This is a genomic window from Bacillus sp. Bvel1 (assembly GCF_014872755.1).
GTDB lineage: Bacteria > Bacillota > Bacilli > Bacillales > Bacillaceae > Bacillus > Bacillus velezensis.
In genome coordinates this window covers 886,817-901,351 of the sequence record NZ_JAAOBZ010000007.1, presented here as the reverse complement: position 1 = coordinate 901,351, position 14,535 = coordinate 886,817, and the positions used below count along the sequence as shown (strand labels likewise).

Below are 14,535 nucleotides of genomic sequence, written 5' to 3'. Positions count from 1 at the left end.
CCAGCAGCAGAGAGTTACACGATACACCTTACAGCTAAGGAACAAAATGCAAACACAGAAGCTGAACAAAAAGGCTGCAATATTTCACACAAAGAACATTATATGATTTTTCCCCGCCGCCGTCAACCATTTCTCCATGAAGAGTGCCGGTTTATGATATAATGTACAAAAATGAGTAGTACATGTTTAGGTGATAAAAATGAAAAAACAAACAATTGATGAAGTGACGGCCTTTCATCAGAAAATGCTTTCTTTTTTCTTAACGAAATCTGAATCCGTCTCATTATCCGACTCGCTGTTATGGCTGGCCTCAGCTCTAGAATCCTGCTTTACATCTCTTTCATTGACCCTTTCACCGGCAGAATCAACACGTTTCACCATAAAAACAGAAGATGAACCGCATTATGCTCCGCTGAAAGAGAGTGACGGCCGTTTTATGATCAGGAATCAGACGTCCGGCAGATCCTTTTATCTGCGCTCGGAAGGCGGGCTGCCGATCCCGGAATCATTGCCTGAGATCGTTACTCAGTTTATCAATCAATCTGTGAGACAAAGCGGGCTGTTTGACAAAACGAAGCATCAGCGGAAAATTCACAGAATGACAGAAATGTTCCATTCGCTTTTGGATCAAAATGAGGTTTTGGAAAAACTGCAGGCAAGTTTGAGTACGGCTTTCCGGTCTTTCCGCTTTTCACTGTTTATCACGCAGGATCAGGATACGGACAGACAGCTTCCCGCAAAAGAATTACATATGGATGGAAAAGATGCCGATCCGTCTGCCCTGAAGGTTTATTTATCGGGGAGACTGCTCAGAAAAGGCAGGTCATCTGCTTACCTGCCGATCAAAGGCCAGCAGGGGACTTACGGGGTTCTGAAGACGGAGGGGCTGCAGGATGCCGTTCTTTCGTGCAGTACTCTCAGTGAAATGCTGCTGCTTGCGGGCGCGGCGGGAAAAGCATTTGAAAATGCGCAGCTCTATGAGCAATCGAAAAAAAGCATTGCGAATCTGGAGCTCATTAATGAAACATCGCGCCAGCTGAATCAGCGCCTCAGACTCACTGACACGATGCGGGAACTCGCCGCCATTATGACCCAATCATTTCATGCGGAAGAAGTGGCTTTTTTTCATATTGATCATTTTGAGACGCAAAATCTGCTTCCGGGACATACCGCTTTTTTTAAGACAGAACGTGCGAACCCCTATATCAGCATTGTGAAAGAAAAGCTGTTCGAGGGAGAAAAGGGCGTGTTTATCGGCAGCGGAAAGACTGTATTCGGCGAAAACGGCTTCGGCTCGCTGATGGCGGTGCCGATGATCGAAAATGACACCGTCTTCGGGTTCGCGATTTTATTGAAAAAGGATTTGTATGCTTTTACGTTTGAAATGTATAAGCTTTTTCAAGCGCTCATTCACCATGCGACATTGGCGGTCACGAACTCCATGCTGCGCGACAGGCTTGAGCATCTTGTTCAGACAGACCAGCTGACGGAGCTGTATTCAAGAACCTATTTGGATGAGAAAATTCAATACAGCATGAAAATTCATAAACGGGGTGTATTCATCCTCGTTGATATCGATAATTTCAAAACCATTAATGATACATACGGTCATCAAACGGGAGATTCGATCCTGATTCAGGTGGCCTCCGTTATGAAAAACCATATTCGTGAGCATGATGTCGCTGCAAGGTGGGGGGGCGAGGAGCTGGCTGTCTATCTGCCGAATATCAACGTGTCATCCGGAGAACGCATCGCTAAAAGGCTGGTTCGCGCCATCCGGGAAAACACCGAGCCGCGCGTGACGATTTCCTGCGGCGTTTCCTGCTGGTCAAAGACAGGCCCGATGCCGTTGAAAATGCTCGTTCAGCAAGCGGACGAGGCGCTTTATATCGCCAAACGGAACGGCAAAAACCGGCTGATCATCCACCAAAACAGCACGACGACATAAAAAAGGAGCCGGCCTGCCGGCCGGGCTCCTTTTTTTATCCTAATCGTTTTTCAAGCGTTTCAACAAACTTTGCTAAATAGGTTTCGTCCGTTTCATCAAAACGGTTTTTCACAGGGCTGTCAATGTCCAGCACACCGATCACTTCACCGTTTACGCGGATCGGGAGGACGATTTCTGACTGGGAAGCCGCGTCACAGGCGATATGTCCCGGGAACGCATTCACATCGGCAATCCGCTGCACGGCGCCGTTAGAGTAGGCAGTGCCGCATACGCCTCTGCCGAACGGGATGCGCACACAGGCAGGAAGTCCTTGAAACGGTCCGAGCACGAGCTCGCCCTCTTTAGCGAAGTAAAACCCCGCCCAGTTGACTTCATGTAATGAATGGTATAAAAGCGCTGATGCATTCGCGTAATTTGCGATCGCATCCGTTTCATCTTCTGTCATGGCTTCGAGCTGTTTAAGCAGAAGCTGATAACTTTTTTCTTTATCTCCGGATTGTTTTTCGACATGAAACATGGAAAACCCTCACTTTTTCTATAATATCAAACAAAGTTCCGGCCGTTCTGCCGGCATTTGTCGAGAAGTTCTTACAGGAACGGCGCCTTTCAGCTTGAATTGTTACACATAAAGGGGTGAGCCGTATGAAAGTAAGCACCAAAGACAAAATTATTAACGCCGCTGTCCAGCTGTTTAACCAAAAAGGTTATTCCGGCACGTCCGTCCGTGAAATCGCAAAGTCAGCTGATGTAAATGTTGCGCACATCTCCTACTATTTTAAAGGGAAAGGCGGATTAATGGAACATTTAGTTTCCGAGTTTTACGAAGGCTATACTGAAGCGCTGGAAAAAGCCGCTGTCAGTATGAGCGGTGAAGACGCGCAGGAACGCATCCTGCGGGTGATTTTCGATATTTTATCCTATCAGCACGATAACCGTCAATTAACGCGGTTTGTGTACCGGGAAGTGACGATTGATTCCGTGCTTATCAGGGAAATTATGTCTACTTACTTAATGAAAGAAAAATATATTTTCCAGCTGGTGATAGAAGAAGGGCAGTCACGCCACAGACGGCTGACGCTGCCCGTGCCGCATTTTATTCTGCAGTTGAAATCCCTCTTGATGATGCCGTATCTTCAGCCTCAATACATTACAGAGGTGCTCTATATGCAGCCTCATGAGCCGTACTTTTATAAAAGGTATTTTGAAGAGGTGAAGATCTGGATCGAAAGCGTGTTCCGACGGCCTGATGCGGCGCTTATGAAGTAATGATGCTTTTGTACGTTTCATAGGAACTGCCGACATCTTCCGCTTGATGGGCGTCCGACCCGAATATGAGCGGGATTTTTTTTTGCTTCGCCGTCTCAGCCATCCAATCCTCCATGTATACTTCCCCGGCAAACTTCTTTCTGAGCCCGGATGTATTCACATCCAGCTCCATTCCGTGTTCTTTCACGGCGTCAAGACAGCGGGCCGCAAGCTCTCTTATTTGAGGTGACATGCTGTAAGGGAAAAGGCGTGCGAATTTTTTGACGAGCGTGATATGGCCGACCCGTTTTGGCTTAAAGGGGCCGAGCGGTGTTACAATGGAAGAATACACAGTTTCATAGTATTGTTCATATACGGCTTCAACGCTTCCGAAGTGCGCGGCGAGCTGCTGAAAGGCGTGCTCGTCAAAATCGAGGCAGATATAAGACGGACCGGTCTTCAAAAAATGAACGGATAAAATGCCGTCATCCAGTGAGGGGCCGTACGTGTTCAGAAACGCCGCGGTTTCCTCTTCATACCCTGTGATAAAATCAGTTTCTAGCCCGGTCAGAATGCTGATTTGTCCATCGTATTCCTTTTTCAGCTGTGACAGCCGCTCCAAATAAACCTCCATCTGTCTGAGATCCATCGCGCTGTCCTGAAGCGGTACGGGATCTTGAAATGACGGAGGAAGGGGGGCGTGCTCTGTAAATGTGATCGAGTCAAAGCCTCTTTCCAGGGCCTTTTCGACATATTCTTTCAGCGCATCCTTCGAGCCGTGAGGGCAAAAAGGCGTGTGGATATGAGCGTCTCGTTTTTCCATTTGTGTCACTCCATTAAAAAATTGCAGAATCCTGCCGAAATTATGCAAAAAGTTTTTGATTTCTGGTCAAAAAATGTTGGTTACATGGTATCATAATAACAATGAAAACGACAGATTTTCTCAATACATATATTGAAATCTTTCTGAATACATAAAACACCCTGACAGATTAAGAGAACAACAAGGGGGCTCATTATGGAGTTAGTCATCGGATTATTGGTTATACTGCTCGCGCTCTTTGCGGCGGGCTACTTTTTCAGGAAAAAAATTTATACGGAAATTGACCGGCTGGAGTCATGGAAGATTGAAATTTTAAACCGTTCGATAGTGGAAGAAATGTCCAAGATCAAACATCTGAAAATGACCGGAGAGACGGAAGAGTTCTTTGAAAGATGGCGCGAAGAGTGGGATGAAATTGTCACAGCCCATCTGCCGAAAGTAGAAGAGCTCCTTTATGATGCCGAAGAGAACGCCGACAAATACCGGTTTAAAAAAGCGAATCAGGTGCTTGTCCACATCGACGACCTCCTCACTGCAGCCGAATCAAATATAGAAGGCATACTGCGTGAGATCAGCGATCTTGTGACGAGCGAGGAAAAAAGCCGCGGAGAGATTGAACAGGTGCGTGAGCGGTATTCAAAAGCGCGAAAAAACCTTCTGGCGTACAGCCATCTCTACGGAGAGCTATATAACAGCCTGGAGACGGATCTCGACGAAATCTGGAGCGGCATAAAAAAGTTCGAAGAAGAGACGGAAAGCGGCAATTACATCAAAGCGAGAAAAGTGCTGCTTGAACAGGACCGCAGACTGGATCAGCTTCAAACATACATAGATGACGTTCCGAAACTGCTCGCTGATTGTAAACAGACCGTGCCTAACCAAATTGCCAAGCTGAAAGACGGCTACCGGGAAATGACGGAAAAAGGCTACAAATTGGAGCATATTCAAATCGAAAAAGAGCTGGAGACACTCACCAATCAATTGAAACGGGCCGAAAGCGCGCTTTTGGAAGAATTAGATGTCGACGAAGCGTCCGCCATTCTTCAGCTGATTGATGAAACCATTCAATCGATGTATGAACAGCTGGAAGGCGAAGTGGAAGCCGGACAGTCCGTATTAAGCAAAATGCCTGAGCTGATCATCGCGTATGAGAAGCTTGAGGAAGAAAAAGACCGCACAAAAACCGAAACGGAGCTCGTCAAGGAAAGCTATCAGCTGACGGCGGGAGAAATCGGCAGACAGCATGCTTTCGAAAAACAGCTGGAAACGATCGGCCGGCTCCTTGAGCAGGCGAGAGAAAAGCTTGACGGTGAGCATGTCGCTTACTCTCTGCTGATTGAAGAAGTCGAGGCCATCGAAAAGCAGATGGAAGAGGCTCAGAAAGAACATGCCGAATACCGTGAAAATCTGCAGGCGCTCAGAAAAGAAGAACTGCAGGCGCGGGAAACGCTGATGAATCTTCGGAAAACCATTTCTGACACGGCCCGAATGCTGCAAAAAAGCAACGTGCCGGGAATTCCTGAACAAGTCAAGGACAAGCTCGAGACGGCAAATCATCATATAGAAGAGACCGTCAGCCAATTGGAAGAGCTGCCGTTAAACATGGAGGAAGCCGCCAAACATCTGACCGAAGCTGAAAAGGTGGTTGCGGAAGTCAGCGAAGAGGCGGAAGAACTTGTGATTCAGGTGAAGCTGATTGAGCGGATCATCCAGTACGGCAACCGCTTCCGAAGCCAGAATCATATTTTATCCGAACAGCTGAAAGAAGCGGAACGGCTGTTTTACGCTTACAGCTATAATGAAGCTTATGAGATGGCGGCAGATGCTGTTGAAAAAGCAGCTCCCGGCGCCGTGAAAAAAATTAAAGCTGATCAATCTGCTTCATAGACGCACAAGCCAAAACTGCACCCTGATGGAAATCAGAGGTGCAGTTTTTTTGTTTCTCACGGAATATAAAAAGCGCCTATGGCTGATATACATCAAACCGCAGGCGCTGAATGTTACGATTTTGCTTTATTTAATTCGATGGGCGGGCTGATAAAAAACGTGATGATGCAGCCGATGATCGCTCCGGCAATGCCCGGAAGCACCCAGCCGATTCCCATGCTGTAAAGCGGAAGATTTGCGTTTAAGAATGAATCTAATGATCCGAGCGGAATGCCGGCTGCCTTCAAACCGTCCAGGATACTGAACAGCCCCGTTCCGATCAGGCAGGCGATATAGACTTCGCGTCTTTCCTTAAAGATTTTATCAATAAAGGAAAGGACGATAATGACAATCGCCAGCGGGTAAATGGCTGATAAAATAGGAACTGAAAATGCAATAATCTCAGCAAGTCCGACATTTGAAATCGCCAGACTGAACAGCGTGACAATCGTAACCACCATTTTGTATGATAAAGCGGGAATCAATTTTGAAAAATATTCGCCGCAAGATGTGACAAGCCCGATGCTTGTCGTTAAACACGCAACGGTGATGGCGGCACCGAGAACAATGTTTCCCAGTGAACCGAACAGGTAATCAGATGAAGCTGATAAAATCTTTGCGCCTTCGCCGAGCGGCCCGACAGCGTCCGTGCTTGTCGCTCCCAAATAGGCCAAAGATAAATAAATGAATGTCAAACCCGCCGCTGCAATCAGACCCGCTTTAATACAAGCGGCGGCGAGCGCTTTACGCTGGGTGACGCCCCTGCTTTTAACAGCGTTGACGACAACGACGCCGAAGACGATTGAGGCGAGCGCATCCATTGTTTTATAGCCTTCCAAAAATCCTTTGAACACCGGCGTTCCGGAATATGCCTGATGTACGGCGCCCAGCCCGCCCATCGGAGTGACGATGGCTTTTACGACAATGATTAAAATGATACCGAATTTAATGGGGGTCAAAATTTTTCCGACTCTGTCCACGATTTTGGACGGGTTAAGAGCTAAATAATACGTAATAGAAAAAAAGATCAACGTGAAAACAAATAAAGATAATCTTTCCGGAATGCCGCTTAAAAACGGAACTGCACCGATTTCATATGAAACGGTTCCGGTTCTCGGAATCGCGAAAAGCGGCCCGATTGATAAATAAAGCACAACGGTGAAAATAGTGCCGAATACCGGGTGAGCCTTATCGGCAAGTCCTTTCGCGTCTTTACCCGTTAATGCGATGGCGATAATACCTAAAAGCGGCAGTCCTACGCCGGTCAGTAAGAAACCGCCCATCGCTTTCCAGACATAATGCCCCGCCGCTTGCCCAAGCTCCGGCGGATATATCATATTTCCTGCCCCGAAAAAAAGTGCGAAGAGCATGAAACCGATAATAACGGTATCTTTGACAGGTAGTGAGTGTTTCATAAAAGTCCTCCTAAATACTATGTTGAAATATTCTGTCAATTAATTGTCAGATAATATAACAAAACGAACATTACTTATTATATGGCAATGTACAGAGAAGTCAATACTCGATTTATTGCGAATTTCTATTTACTTTTGTTATGGTAGCATAAATATCATACGATGTACCGTTTTCATAAAAGGAGTAAAAAAAAATGATATATTTAGACAACAGCTCAACGACCGAGCCGTATGAAGAGGTTTTGGAAGTGTATAAACAGACGAGCAGCCGTTATTTCGGCAATCCTTCGTCTCTGCACCAGTTAGGAACTGAGACGGAGCAGCTCCTTGAAGCGGCCGCTCAGCAAATAAAAAGAACCTTACGTTTAAAAAATTATGATATTGTATTTACATCAGGCGCGACTGAAGCGAATAACGCTGCGTTAAAGGGAGCGGCCTGGGCAAACATGAGTAAAGGAAGACATATCATTGCTTCGGCGATTGAGCATCCTTCTGTGACGGAGACGCTTGATCAGCTGACAGAGCTGTTCGGCTTTGAAGTCACATATCTTCCGGCCGATCAAAACGGCTTCGTTTCTTTGAAAGACGTCAAATCGGCTATCAGGCCGGATACGATAATCGTCAGCGTCATGCATGTCAATAACGAAGTCGGCTCCATTCAGCCCGTAAAGGAAATCGGCGGGTTTTTGAAGCAGCACCGGAATATTCTGTTTCATGTTGATCATGTGCAGGGCATTCATAAAGTTCCTCTGTCTATAGAAGAAGCGGGCATTGACCTTTGCACTGTTTCAGGGCATAAGTTTCACGGCTTAAAAGGGACCGGAGCGCTTATCGTCAAAAAAGGAACGCGGCTCATTCCGCTTATAACGGGCGGCTCGCAGCAAAAAGGCGTCCGGGCCGGAACAGAACATACGGCAGGCGCCGTTTCCCTTGCGAAAGCGATCAATCTTTCCGCGCGTGACATGAATGAGCGGCTTTCTTCCTTGGAAGCTGCCAAGAATGCGCTCATGGAAAGGCTGAGCGGGGCGGACGGGGTCGTCATCAACACTCCCGCCGAAAACAGCGCTCCGCATATCATTAATTTTTCCGTTCCGGGCGTGAAGGCCGAAGTGCTGCTGCACATGCTTGAGGAAAAAGGAATATATGTCTCCACAACCGCGGCATGTTCGGCAAGAGAGCATAAACCGAGCCGTGTTCTTCTGCAAATGAATAAAGGCGAACAGATTGCATCAAGCAGCATCAGAGTCAGCCTGAACTTCATGCATACGGCTGACATCACGGAGCCGTTTATGGCCGCGCTGGTGCCGGCTGTTCAAAAACTAAAAAAAATGATGAGGTAGCATATGAATTACGATCATATTTTAATCCGTTTTGGTGAAATATCCACAAAAGGAAAAAACAGACGCAGTTTTATTGAAAGATTAAAACAAAATATCCGCCTGGTATTAAAGGATTATAAAAAAGTAAAATACTTTTCAAACCGGGACCGGATGTCAATTACACTTAATGGAGAAAATCCGGAGGAAATTTGTTCCTTATTAAAGAATATATTCGGCATTCAAAGTTTCAGTCTCGCAATTAAATGCGAAAGCAAGCTGGAAGACATTAAAAAAACGGCTTTAGCCGCGATAGAAGACGAATATAAACCGGGGAATACGTTTAAGGTCGAGACCAAACGGGCTTACAAGCAGTTTGAATTAGATACGAATGCGATGAACGCTGAAATCGGCGGCCATATTTTGAAAAACACGGATGGATTAACCGTCGATGTGAAAAATCCCGATATTCCGCTTCGGATTGAAATCAGGGAGGAAGCGACATTCCTGACCATTCGTAACGAAAAAGGCGCCGGAGGCCTTCCTGTCGGTTCCGCGGGTAAAGCGATGCTGATGCTTTCCGGCGGTTTTGACAGTCCGGTCGCCGGTTTTTACGCGATGAAACGGGGATTATCAGTTGAAGCCGTACATTTCTTCAGTCCGCCGTATACGAGCGAACGGGCAAAGCAGAAAGTCATGGATCTCGCGGGATGCCTCGCGAAGTTCGGCGGCAGTATGACGCTTCATATCGTGCCGTTTACAAAGACGCAGGAACTCATCCAAAAACAAATCCCGGAAAACTATACGATGACGGCGACGCGGCGTCTTATGCTGCAAATCGCGGACAGAATCAGAGAAGAACGAAAAGCGCTCGCGATCATTACGGGAGAAAGCCTCGGGCAGGTAGCGAGCCAGACGCTTGAAAGCATGTATGCGATCAATGCCGTGACGGCAACGCCGGTTTTGCGCCCTTTAATCGGAATGGACAAAACAGAAATCATCGAGAAATCAAAAGAAATCGGCACTTATGAAACAAGCATTCAGCCGTTTGAGGATTGCTGCACCATCTTTACGCCGCCAAGTCCGAAAACACGTCCGAAAAAAGAAAAAATCGAGCACTTCGAAAGCTTCGTTGATTTTGAACCGCTGATTGCAGAGGCCGCTGCCGGCATCGAAACCATCACTGTTTACTCAGAGCAGGAAGCTCACGATAAGTTTGCCGGCCTGTTTTAAAACTGTATACAATTACCAAAGTTTTTTTGAATGAAGACATGTGTTTTATCACATTCTATACTCACAAGGAGGTGATACACATGTCACAACAATCAAACAGCGGAAACAGCAACCAGCTTTTAGTGCCAGGCGCTGCTCAAGCTATCGACCAAATGAAGTATGAAATCGCTTCTGAATTCGGTGTAAACCTTGGACCGGAAACAACTTCTCGCGCCAACGGTTCTGTCGGTGGAGAAATCACAAAACGTCTTGTCTCTTTTGCTCAGCAAAGCATGGGCGGAAGCAGCCAGCAGCAGTTTTAATCACAACTTCACATAATGGCTAAGAGAGCGGGGAATTCCCCGCTCTTTTTTCATGAGTATAGATAGAAGGCTGGAAGCAATTTATGCATATTTTTATTGTAATGGCCTATGTTTATGTATAATGGGGAAAGAAAGTGAGGAGTTGTTCGTGTTAAAACGAGAAGATTTAATCGCCCCAAAGAACTATAACCTTGTAAATGAAATCGAAAAGTTCAGCCGTTCCAAAGAGAAGAACGCGCTTATTTGGGAAGATCAAACAGGCGGCAAGAAAGTCTGGACGTATGAAAAATTGATGGAAGAAACGAATAAAATCGGAGCCCGCCTGAAAGGTCTCGGATTTGAAAAAGGCGATAAGCTGATTGTCATGGTTCCGAGAGTGCTTGAAGCGTATGCCGTTTATTTAGCGATCTTAAAAGCGGGGATGGTCGTCATTCCTTGCTCGGAAATGCTGCGCGCCAAAGACCTTGAATACCGGATCAAACACGCCGAAGTGAAAGGCGCTATCGTTTATCCTTCATTTATAAACGCATTTGACGAGGTGAATACCGAGCAGCTGGTGACATTGTCAATCGGTGAAAATGATGCCGGCTGGAAAAACCTCTTAACGATTGAAGCGGACGGAAACAGTTTTCAAACAGCTGATACAACAAGAGAGGACATGGCGTTTTTGTCCTATACTTCAGGGACGACCGGCCAGCCTAAAGGCGTTGTACATACACACGGCTGGGCCTTTGCCCATTTAAAAACATCAGCCGGTGCATGGCTGGATATTTCCGAAGACGATACAGTGTGGGCCACCGCGGCGCCCGGCTGGCAGAAATGGGTGTGGAGCCCGCTGCTCGCCGTTCTGGGAAGCGGCGCGACAGGATTCATTTATCACGGCAGATTCAACGCCAAGACGTATTTAGAGCTGCTGGAGCGCCATCAAGTAAATGTCTTCTGCTGTACCCCGACGGAATACCGCCTGATGGCAAAAGTGGAGGAGTTGGACAAATATGATCTTTCTGCCCTTCACAGCGCAGTTTCTGCGGGTGAGCCATTAAACCGGGAAGTCATTGACGTATTCCGGAAGCATTTCGGTATTAAAGTGAGAGACGGATACGGCCAAACGGAGAGCACCCTGTTAGTCGGCGTCCTGAAGGATATGGATATTAAGCCGGGAAGCATGGGCAAACCGACCCCCGGAAATCAAGTAGAGATTATAAACGATAAGGGCGAAATATGCGAAACAGGCGAAACGGGCGATATCGCCGTGCATTTGAGCACACCGGCCTTATTCAAGGAATATTATAAAGATCCCGAAAGAACGAAAAAGCAGATTCGCGGAGATTATTTTCTTACAGGAGACCGCGCGAAAAAAGACGAGGACGGCTACTTTTGGTTTGAGAGCCGCAATGATGACATTATCGTCAGCTCCGGATATACAATCGGGCCTTTTGAAGTAGAGGACGCGCTCGTGAAGCATCCGGAAGTGAAAGAATGTGCAGTCGTGGCAAGCCCGGATGAAATCAGAGGTTCAATCGTAAAAGCTTATGTCGTTTTACAAGACGATGAAAAGCGCAGTGACGAACTTGTCAAAGAACTGCAAAACCACGTAAAAACGATTACGGCGCCTTACAAATATCCGAGAGAAATTGAATTTGTCGAAAGCCTGCCGAAAACGGCGTCCGCAAAAATCAGACGTGTGGAACTGAGACAGCGTGAAGAACGGCTGAAGGCTGATAAAAAAGCATAATACAGGATAAAGGGTGAGCGGGGATGAAAGCGATTTGGCACGGCGGCACCATCTATACAATGCTTGACAAGAATCATGTCACTGAATCCGTTTATACCGAAGAAGGCGTCGTCAGGCAGACGGGCAGCTATCGGGAGCTCCAAGGAACATACGGTTCGCCTGATACGGAGGAAATCGATTTACATGGAGCTGTCATGTTCCCGGGGTTTACGGACAGTCATATGCATTTAATCGGACATGGGGAAAAACAGCTTCGCCTCGATTTGTCGCAGCTGACGTCAAAAGAAGCGATCCTGCGGGCCGCAAAAGAAGCAGAGCGTGAATTGGAAGATGGCGAATGGCTGATCGGCGAAGGCTGGGATGAAAACCTGTTTGAACGGCCGGATTACGTCACGAAGCATGACCTTGACCCGCTCTTTCCCGACCGCCCCGTCCTGCTGAAGCGGGTATGCCGGCACGCCATTGCGGTTAATTCAGCCGCATTGCGCGCGGCGGGGATTACAAACGAAACACCTGATCCAAACGGCGGGATTATCGTCCGGGACGGCACCGGTCCGACAGGCCTTCTGCTGGATAAAGCCCAAGAGCTTGTGACACAGGCCCTGCCGCCCGTCTCACTTCACTATGTCAAACGCGCGCTTCAAACGGCGATTACGGACTGCTGGTCAAAAGGCCTGACAGGCGGGCATTCAGAAGATCTGGCATACTACGGAGACCCGTCCGTTCCCGTTGCCGCGTACGAGTCTTTAACCGGCAGCGGCCTTTATCCTTTTCGCGCCCATCTGCTCGTTCATCACGAAGCCGTCGACAGCTGGAGCGCTCTGGATAAATCGACCGGACCTTACCTGGAATACGGAGCGATGAAAATTTTTGCTGACGGCGCGCTCGGAGGCAGAACCGCTCTGTTGAAAAAGCCTTATCATGATGATCCGTCAGTTTCCGGCGTTCAGGTGCACGATGACGAGACCCTTGCCGCTCTTGTTTATAAAGCGAGAGAGAAAGGGATGGAGATCGCCGTGCACGCGATTGGCGACCTTGCATTTGAAAAGGTGCTCGATGTTATCGAAAGATACCCGGCAAAGCCCGGACAGCTAGACAGGCTCATTCATGCGCAAGTATTAGATGCCGGATTGATTGAAAGAGCCGCCCGGCTGCCGATCGGACTTGATCTTCAGCCGCATTTTGTGGCCAGTGACTTTCCGTGGGTGATTGACCGGCTCGGAGAAGAGCGGATGAAAACGGCTTTCGCCTGGAAAACACTGCTGTCAAAAGGGCTGCTGTGCGCCGGAGGCTCAGACGCCCCGATTGAGCCGGCCGATCCGCTTCTGGGCATTCAATCGGCTGTGCTCCGTACAAGCAAGCAGCATCCGGAAGGTCCGGCCTATTATGAAAAAGAGTGCCTGACCGTGTACGAAGCCATTCAGCTTTACACGGAGGGAAGCGCGGCCATCATCCATAAAGAACATAGCCGCGGACGGATCGCCCCCGGCTATGATGCCGACTTTACCGTACTCAGCGGTGATCCGTTCGGGACGGATCCGAAAAAGCTTCATGAATTGGAAGCTGTCAAAACCGTCGTCGGCGGCCGTATCGTATATGAAAAAGAGGACAGGCAGTGATGCCCGTCCTCTTTTTTTATGATAAAAATGATCGCTTTACTTTTTCCCAGAAAGAGTTGTCTTTCAGTTTCACCGTTTTGATTTTTTTATCGGATAGTGTAATCTCAACCTTTTTGACATTCCGCGTGCTGAGCGCTTCATTATCAAGCCCGATAATCGGATGCTCATTGCCGTCCTGGACCACCTGCAGTGTCAGCTTCCGGTCTGAGCTTAAAATAAACGGAGATCCGAGTGTACGGTATGTGTTGTTGTTCAACGACGCCAGTTCGGATACCTGCATGCAGGAAATCAAAGGATCAACAACGGCGCCTGAGACAGACTTATTGTAGGCGGTGCTGCCCGTCGGGGTGGAAATGATCATCCCGTCTCCTCTGAACGTCTCAAAATGAAGATCATCAATTAACACATCCATCACAAACGTTTTAATAATGCTTGAACGGATGGAAACCTCGTTTAAACAGTGAAAATGATTGCTGCCGTCCACCGTTACGTGAATGAGCGGGTATTTTCTGACCTCAAGCTGTTCCGCGGTCATGCTGGCCGCCATTTTTTCAGGCTCATCGCTGTGAAAATCACAGTACAAATGGGCTTTCCCTTTTTTAGCGATGCCGACATACAGGCAGTCATCACGGAATCCGGTTTTTCTGACGGCTTGCAGAAATGAGCCGTCGCTGCCGATGCTGGCGATAATACCGGCATCCTCCGGGTGAGCCGCAACTGTAAAACCGTGCGATTCAGCAAGCTGCTTCAAAGAGCTGACTTGTTCTTTTGTTTCGTTGTTTTGTTTGTGAAAAAAATAAACATTGCGGCGAAGATCGGTCATATCCCCATTCCCCTTTGCTGTCATATTTACGTTTTTCTCCCAGCAGGTATTGTGTTAAAATACCTGTGGCAATAGTGTAACATGTTTCCTGTTTATCCGTTAAGAGAAAGCGCTTCATGAAAAAAATGAATCTTTTTTTACGGGGGAACG

General features: G+C 47.5%; 12 protein-coding genes. 8 read left to right on the top strand and 4 right to left on the bottom strand.

From position 1 onward, the window contains the following. Positions 1-199: 199 nt before the first annotated feature. On the top strand, positions 200-1,948 hold the full coding sequence (locus HAP68_RS13710; RefSeq protein WP_003152407.1) for a sensor domain-containing diguanylate cyclase: 1,749 nt from the start codon (positions 200-202) through the stop codon (positions 1,946-1,948). Between the two features lie 34 nt (positions 1,949-1,982). Here HAP68_RS13710 and HAP68_RS13705 read toward each other — a convergent pair whose 3' ends face one another. Then, positions 1,983-2,465 carry a GAF domain-containing protein gene (locus HAP68_RS13705; RefSeq protein WP_003152408.1) on the bottom strand — a complete coding sequence of 161 codons (483 nt, stop codon included), beginning with the start codon at positions 2,463-2,465 and terminating at the stop codon, positions 1,983-1,985. A gap of 125 nt (positions 2,466-2,590) precedes the next feature. On the opposite strand from HAP68_RS13705, the gene refZ reads away from it, so the two are divergent. Beyond that, complete coding sequence (gene refZ / locus HAP68_RS13700; RefSeq protein WP_015387852.1) at positions 2,591-3,214, top strand: forespore capture DNA-binding protein RefZ; 624 nt, start codon at positions 2,591-2,593, stop codon at positions 3,212-3,214. On the opposite strand, the gene hisJ is transcribed toward refZ, so the two are convergent. Further along, on the bottom strand, positions 3,204-4,016 hold the full coding sequence (gene hisJ, locus HAP68_RS13695; protein ID WP_014305577.1) for a histidinol-phosphatase HisJ: 813 nt from the start codon (positions 4,014-4,016) through the stop codon (positions 3,204-3,206). The two genes, refZ and hisJ, sit on opposite strands and share 11 nt — an antisense overlap. 195 nt (positions 4,017-4,211) lie before the next feature. On the opposite strand from hisJ, the gene ezrA reads away from it, so the two are divergent. Further along, the gene (gene ezrA, locus HAP68_RS13690; RefSeq protein WP_003152411.1) at positions 4,212-5,903 is read left to right on the top strand and encodes a septation ring formation regulator EzrA; all 1,692 of its coding nucleotides are present in this window, start codon (positions 4,212-4,214) and stop codon (positions 5,901-5,903) included. A 113-nt stretch (positions 5,904-6,016) separates the two neighbouring features. On the opposite strand, the gene brnQ is transcribed toward ezrA, so the two are convergent. Next, positions 6,017-7,357, bottom strand: a complete 1,341-nt coding sequence (gene brnQ / locus HAP68_RS13685) for a branched-chain amino acid transport system II carrier protein (RefSeq protein ID WP_024085687.1) — start codon at positions 7,355-7,357, stop codon at positions 6,017-6,019. Positions 7,358-7,551: 194 nt separating this feature from the next. Here brnQ and HAP68_RS13680 point away from each other — a divergent pair, with 194 nt between their 5' ends. The 5 genes from HAP68_RS13680 (at position 7,552) to HAP68_RS13660 (ending at position 13,562) form a co-directional block, all read left to right on the top strand. After that, complete coding sequence (locus HAP68_RS13680) at positions 7,552-8,697, top strand: cysteine desulfurase family protein (protein ID WP_024085686.1); 1,146 nt, start codon at positions 7,552-7,554, stop codon at positions 8,695-8,697. 3 nt (positions 8,698-8,700) lie between these two features. Then, positions 8,701-9,906 (top strand): tRNA uracil 4-sulfurtransferase ThiI, encoded by a 1,206-nt coding sequence (gene thiI / locus HAP68_RS13675; RefSeq protein ID WP_014305575.1) that lies wholly within the window; start codon positions 8,701-8,703, stop codon positions 9,904-9,906. Positions 9,907-9,986: 80 nt separating this feature from the next. Further along, entirely contained in the window at positions 9,987-10,208 is a 222-nt protein-coding gene (locus tag HAP68_RS13670) for an alpha/beta-type small acid-soluble spore protein (protein ID WP_007408043.1), read from the top strand. Positions 10,209-10,356: 148 nt separating this feature from the next. After that, the gene (gene mbcS, locus HAP68_RS13665) at positions 10,357-11,943 is read left to right on the top strand and encodes an acyl-CoA synthetase MbcS (protein WP_015387856.1); all 1,587 of its coding nucleotides are present in this window, start codon (positions 10,357-10,359) and stop codon (positions 11,941-11,943) included. 23 nt (positions 11,944-11,966) lie between these two features. Continuing rightward, positions 11,967-13,562 (top strand): amidohydrolase, encoded by a 1,596-nt coding sequence (locus HAP68_RS13660; RefSeq protein ID WP_024085685.1) that lies wholly within the window; start codon positions 11,967-11,969, stop codon positions 13,560-13,562. Positions 13,563-13,578: 16 nt separating this feature from the next. Here the strand turns inward: HAP68_RS13660 and HAP68_RS13655 are convergent, their stop codons facing one another. Continuing rightward, positions 13,579-14,385 carry an NAD kinase gene (locus tag HAP68_RS13655; protein WP_003152418.1) on the bottom strand — a complete coding sequence of 269 codons (807 nt, stop codon included), beginning with the start codon at positions 14,383-14,385 and terminating at the stop codon, positions 13,579-13,581. Positions 14,386-14,535: the final 150 nt, after the last annotated feature.

Coding starts and splice junctions, on each gene's coding strand:
- HAP68_RS13705 (WP_003152408.1), bottom strand. CDS start 2,465: ATGTTTCATGTCGAAAAACAATCCGGAGATAAAGAAAAAAGTTATCAG.
- HAP68_RS13710 (WP_003152407.1), top strand. CDS start 200: ATGAAAAAACAAACAATTGATGAAGTGACGGCCTTTCATCAGAAAATG.
- brnQ (WP_024085687.1), bottom strand. CDS start 7,357: ATGAAACACTCACTACCTGTCAAAGATACCGTTATTATCGGTTTCATG.
- hisJ (WP_014305577.1), bottom strand. CDS start 4,016: ATGGAAAAACGAGACGCTCATATCCACACGCCTTTTTGCCCTCACGGC.
- HAP68_RS13680 (WP_024085686.1), top strand. CDS start 7,552: ATGATATATTTAGACAACAGCTCAACGACCGAGCCGTATGAAGAGGTT.
- HAP68_RS13670 (WP_007408043.1), top strand. CDS start 9,987: ATGTCACAACAATCAAACAGCGGAAACAGCAACCAGCTTTTAGTGCCA.
- HAP68_RS13660 (WP_024085685.1), top strand. CDS start 11,967: ATGAAAGCGATTTGGCACGGCGGCACCATCTATACAATGCTTGACAAG.
- ezrA (WP_003152411.1), top strand. CDS start 4,212: ATGGAGTTAGTCATCGGATTATTGGTTATACTGCTCGCGCTCTTTGCG.
- HAP68_RS13655 (WP_003152418.1), bottom strand. CDS start 14,385: ATGACCGATCTTCGCCGCAATGTTTATTTTTTTCACAAACAAAACAAC.
- refZ (WP_015387852.1), top strand. CDS start 2,591: ATGAAAGTAAGCACCAAAGACAAAATTATTAACGCCGCTGTCCAGCTG.
- thiI (WP_014305575.1), top strand. CDS start 8,701: ATGAATTACGATCATATTTTAATCCGTTTTGGTGAAATATCCACAAAA.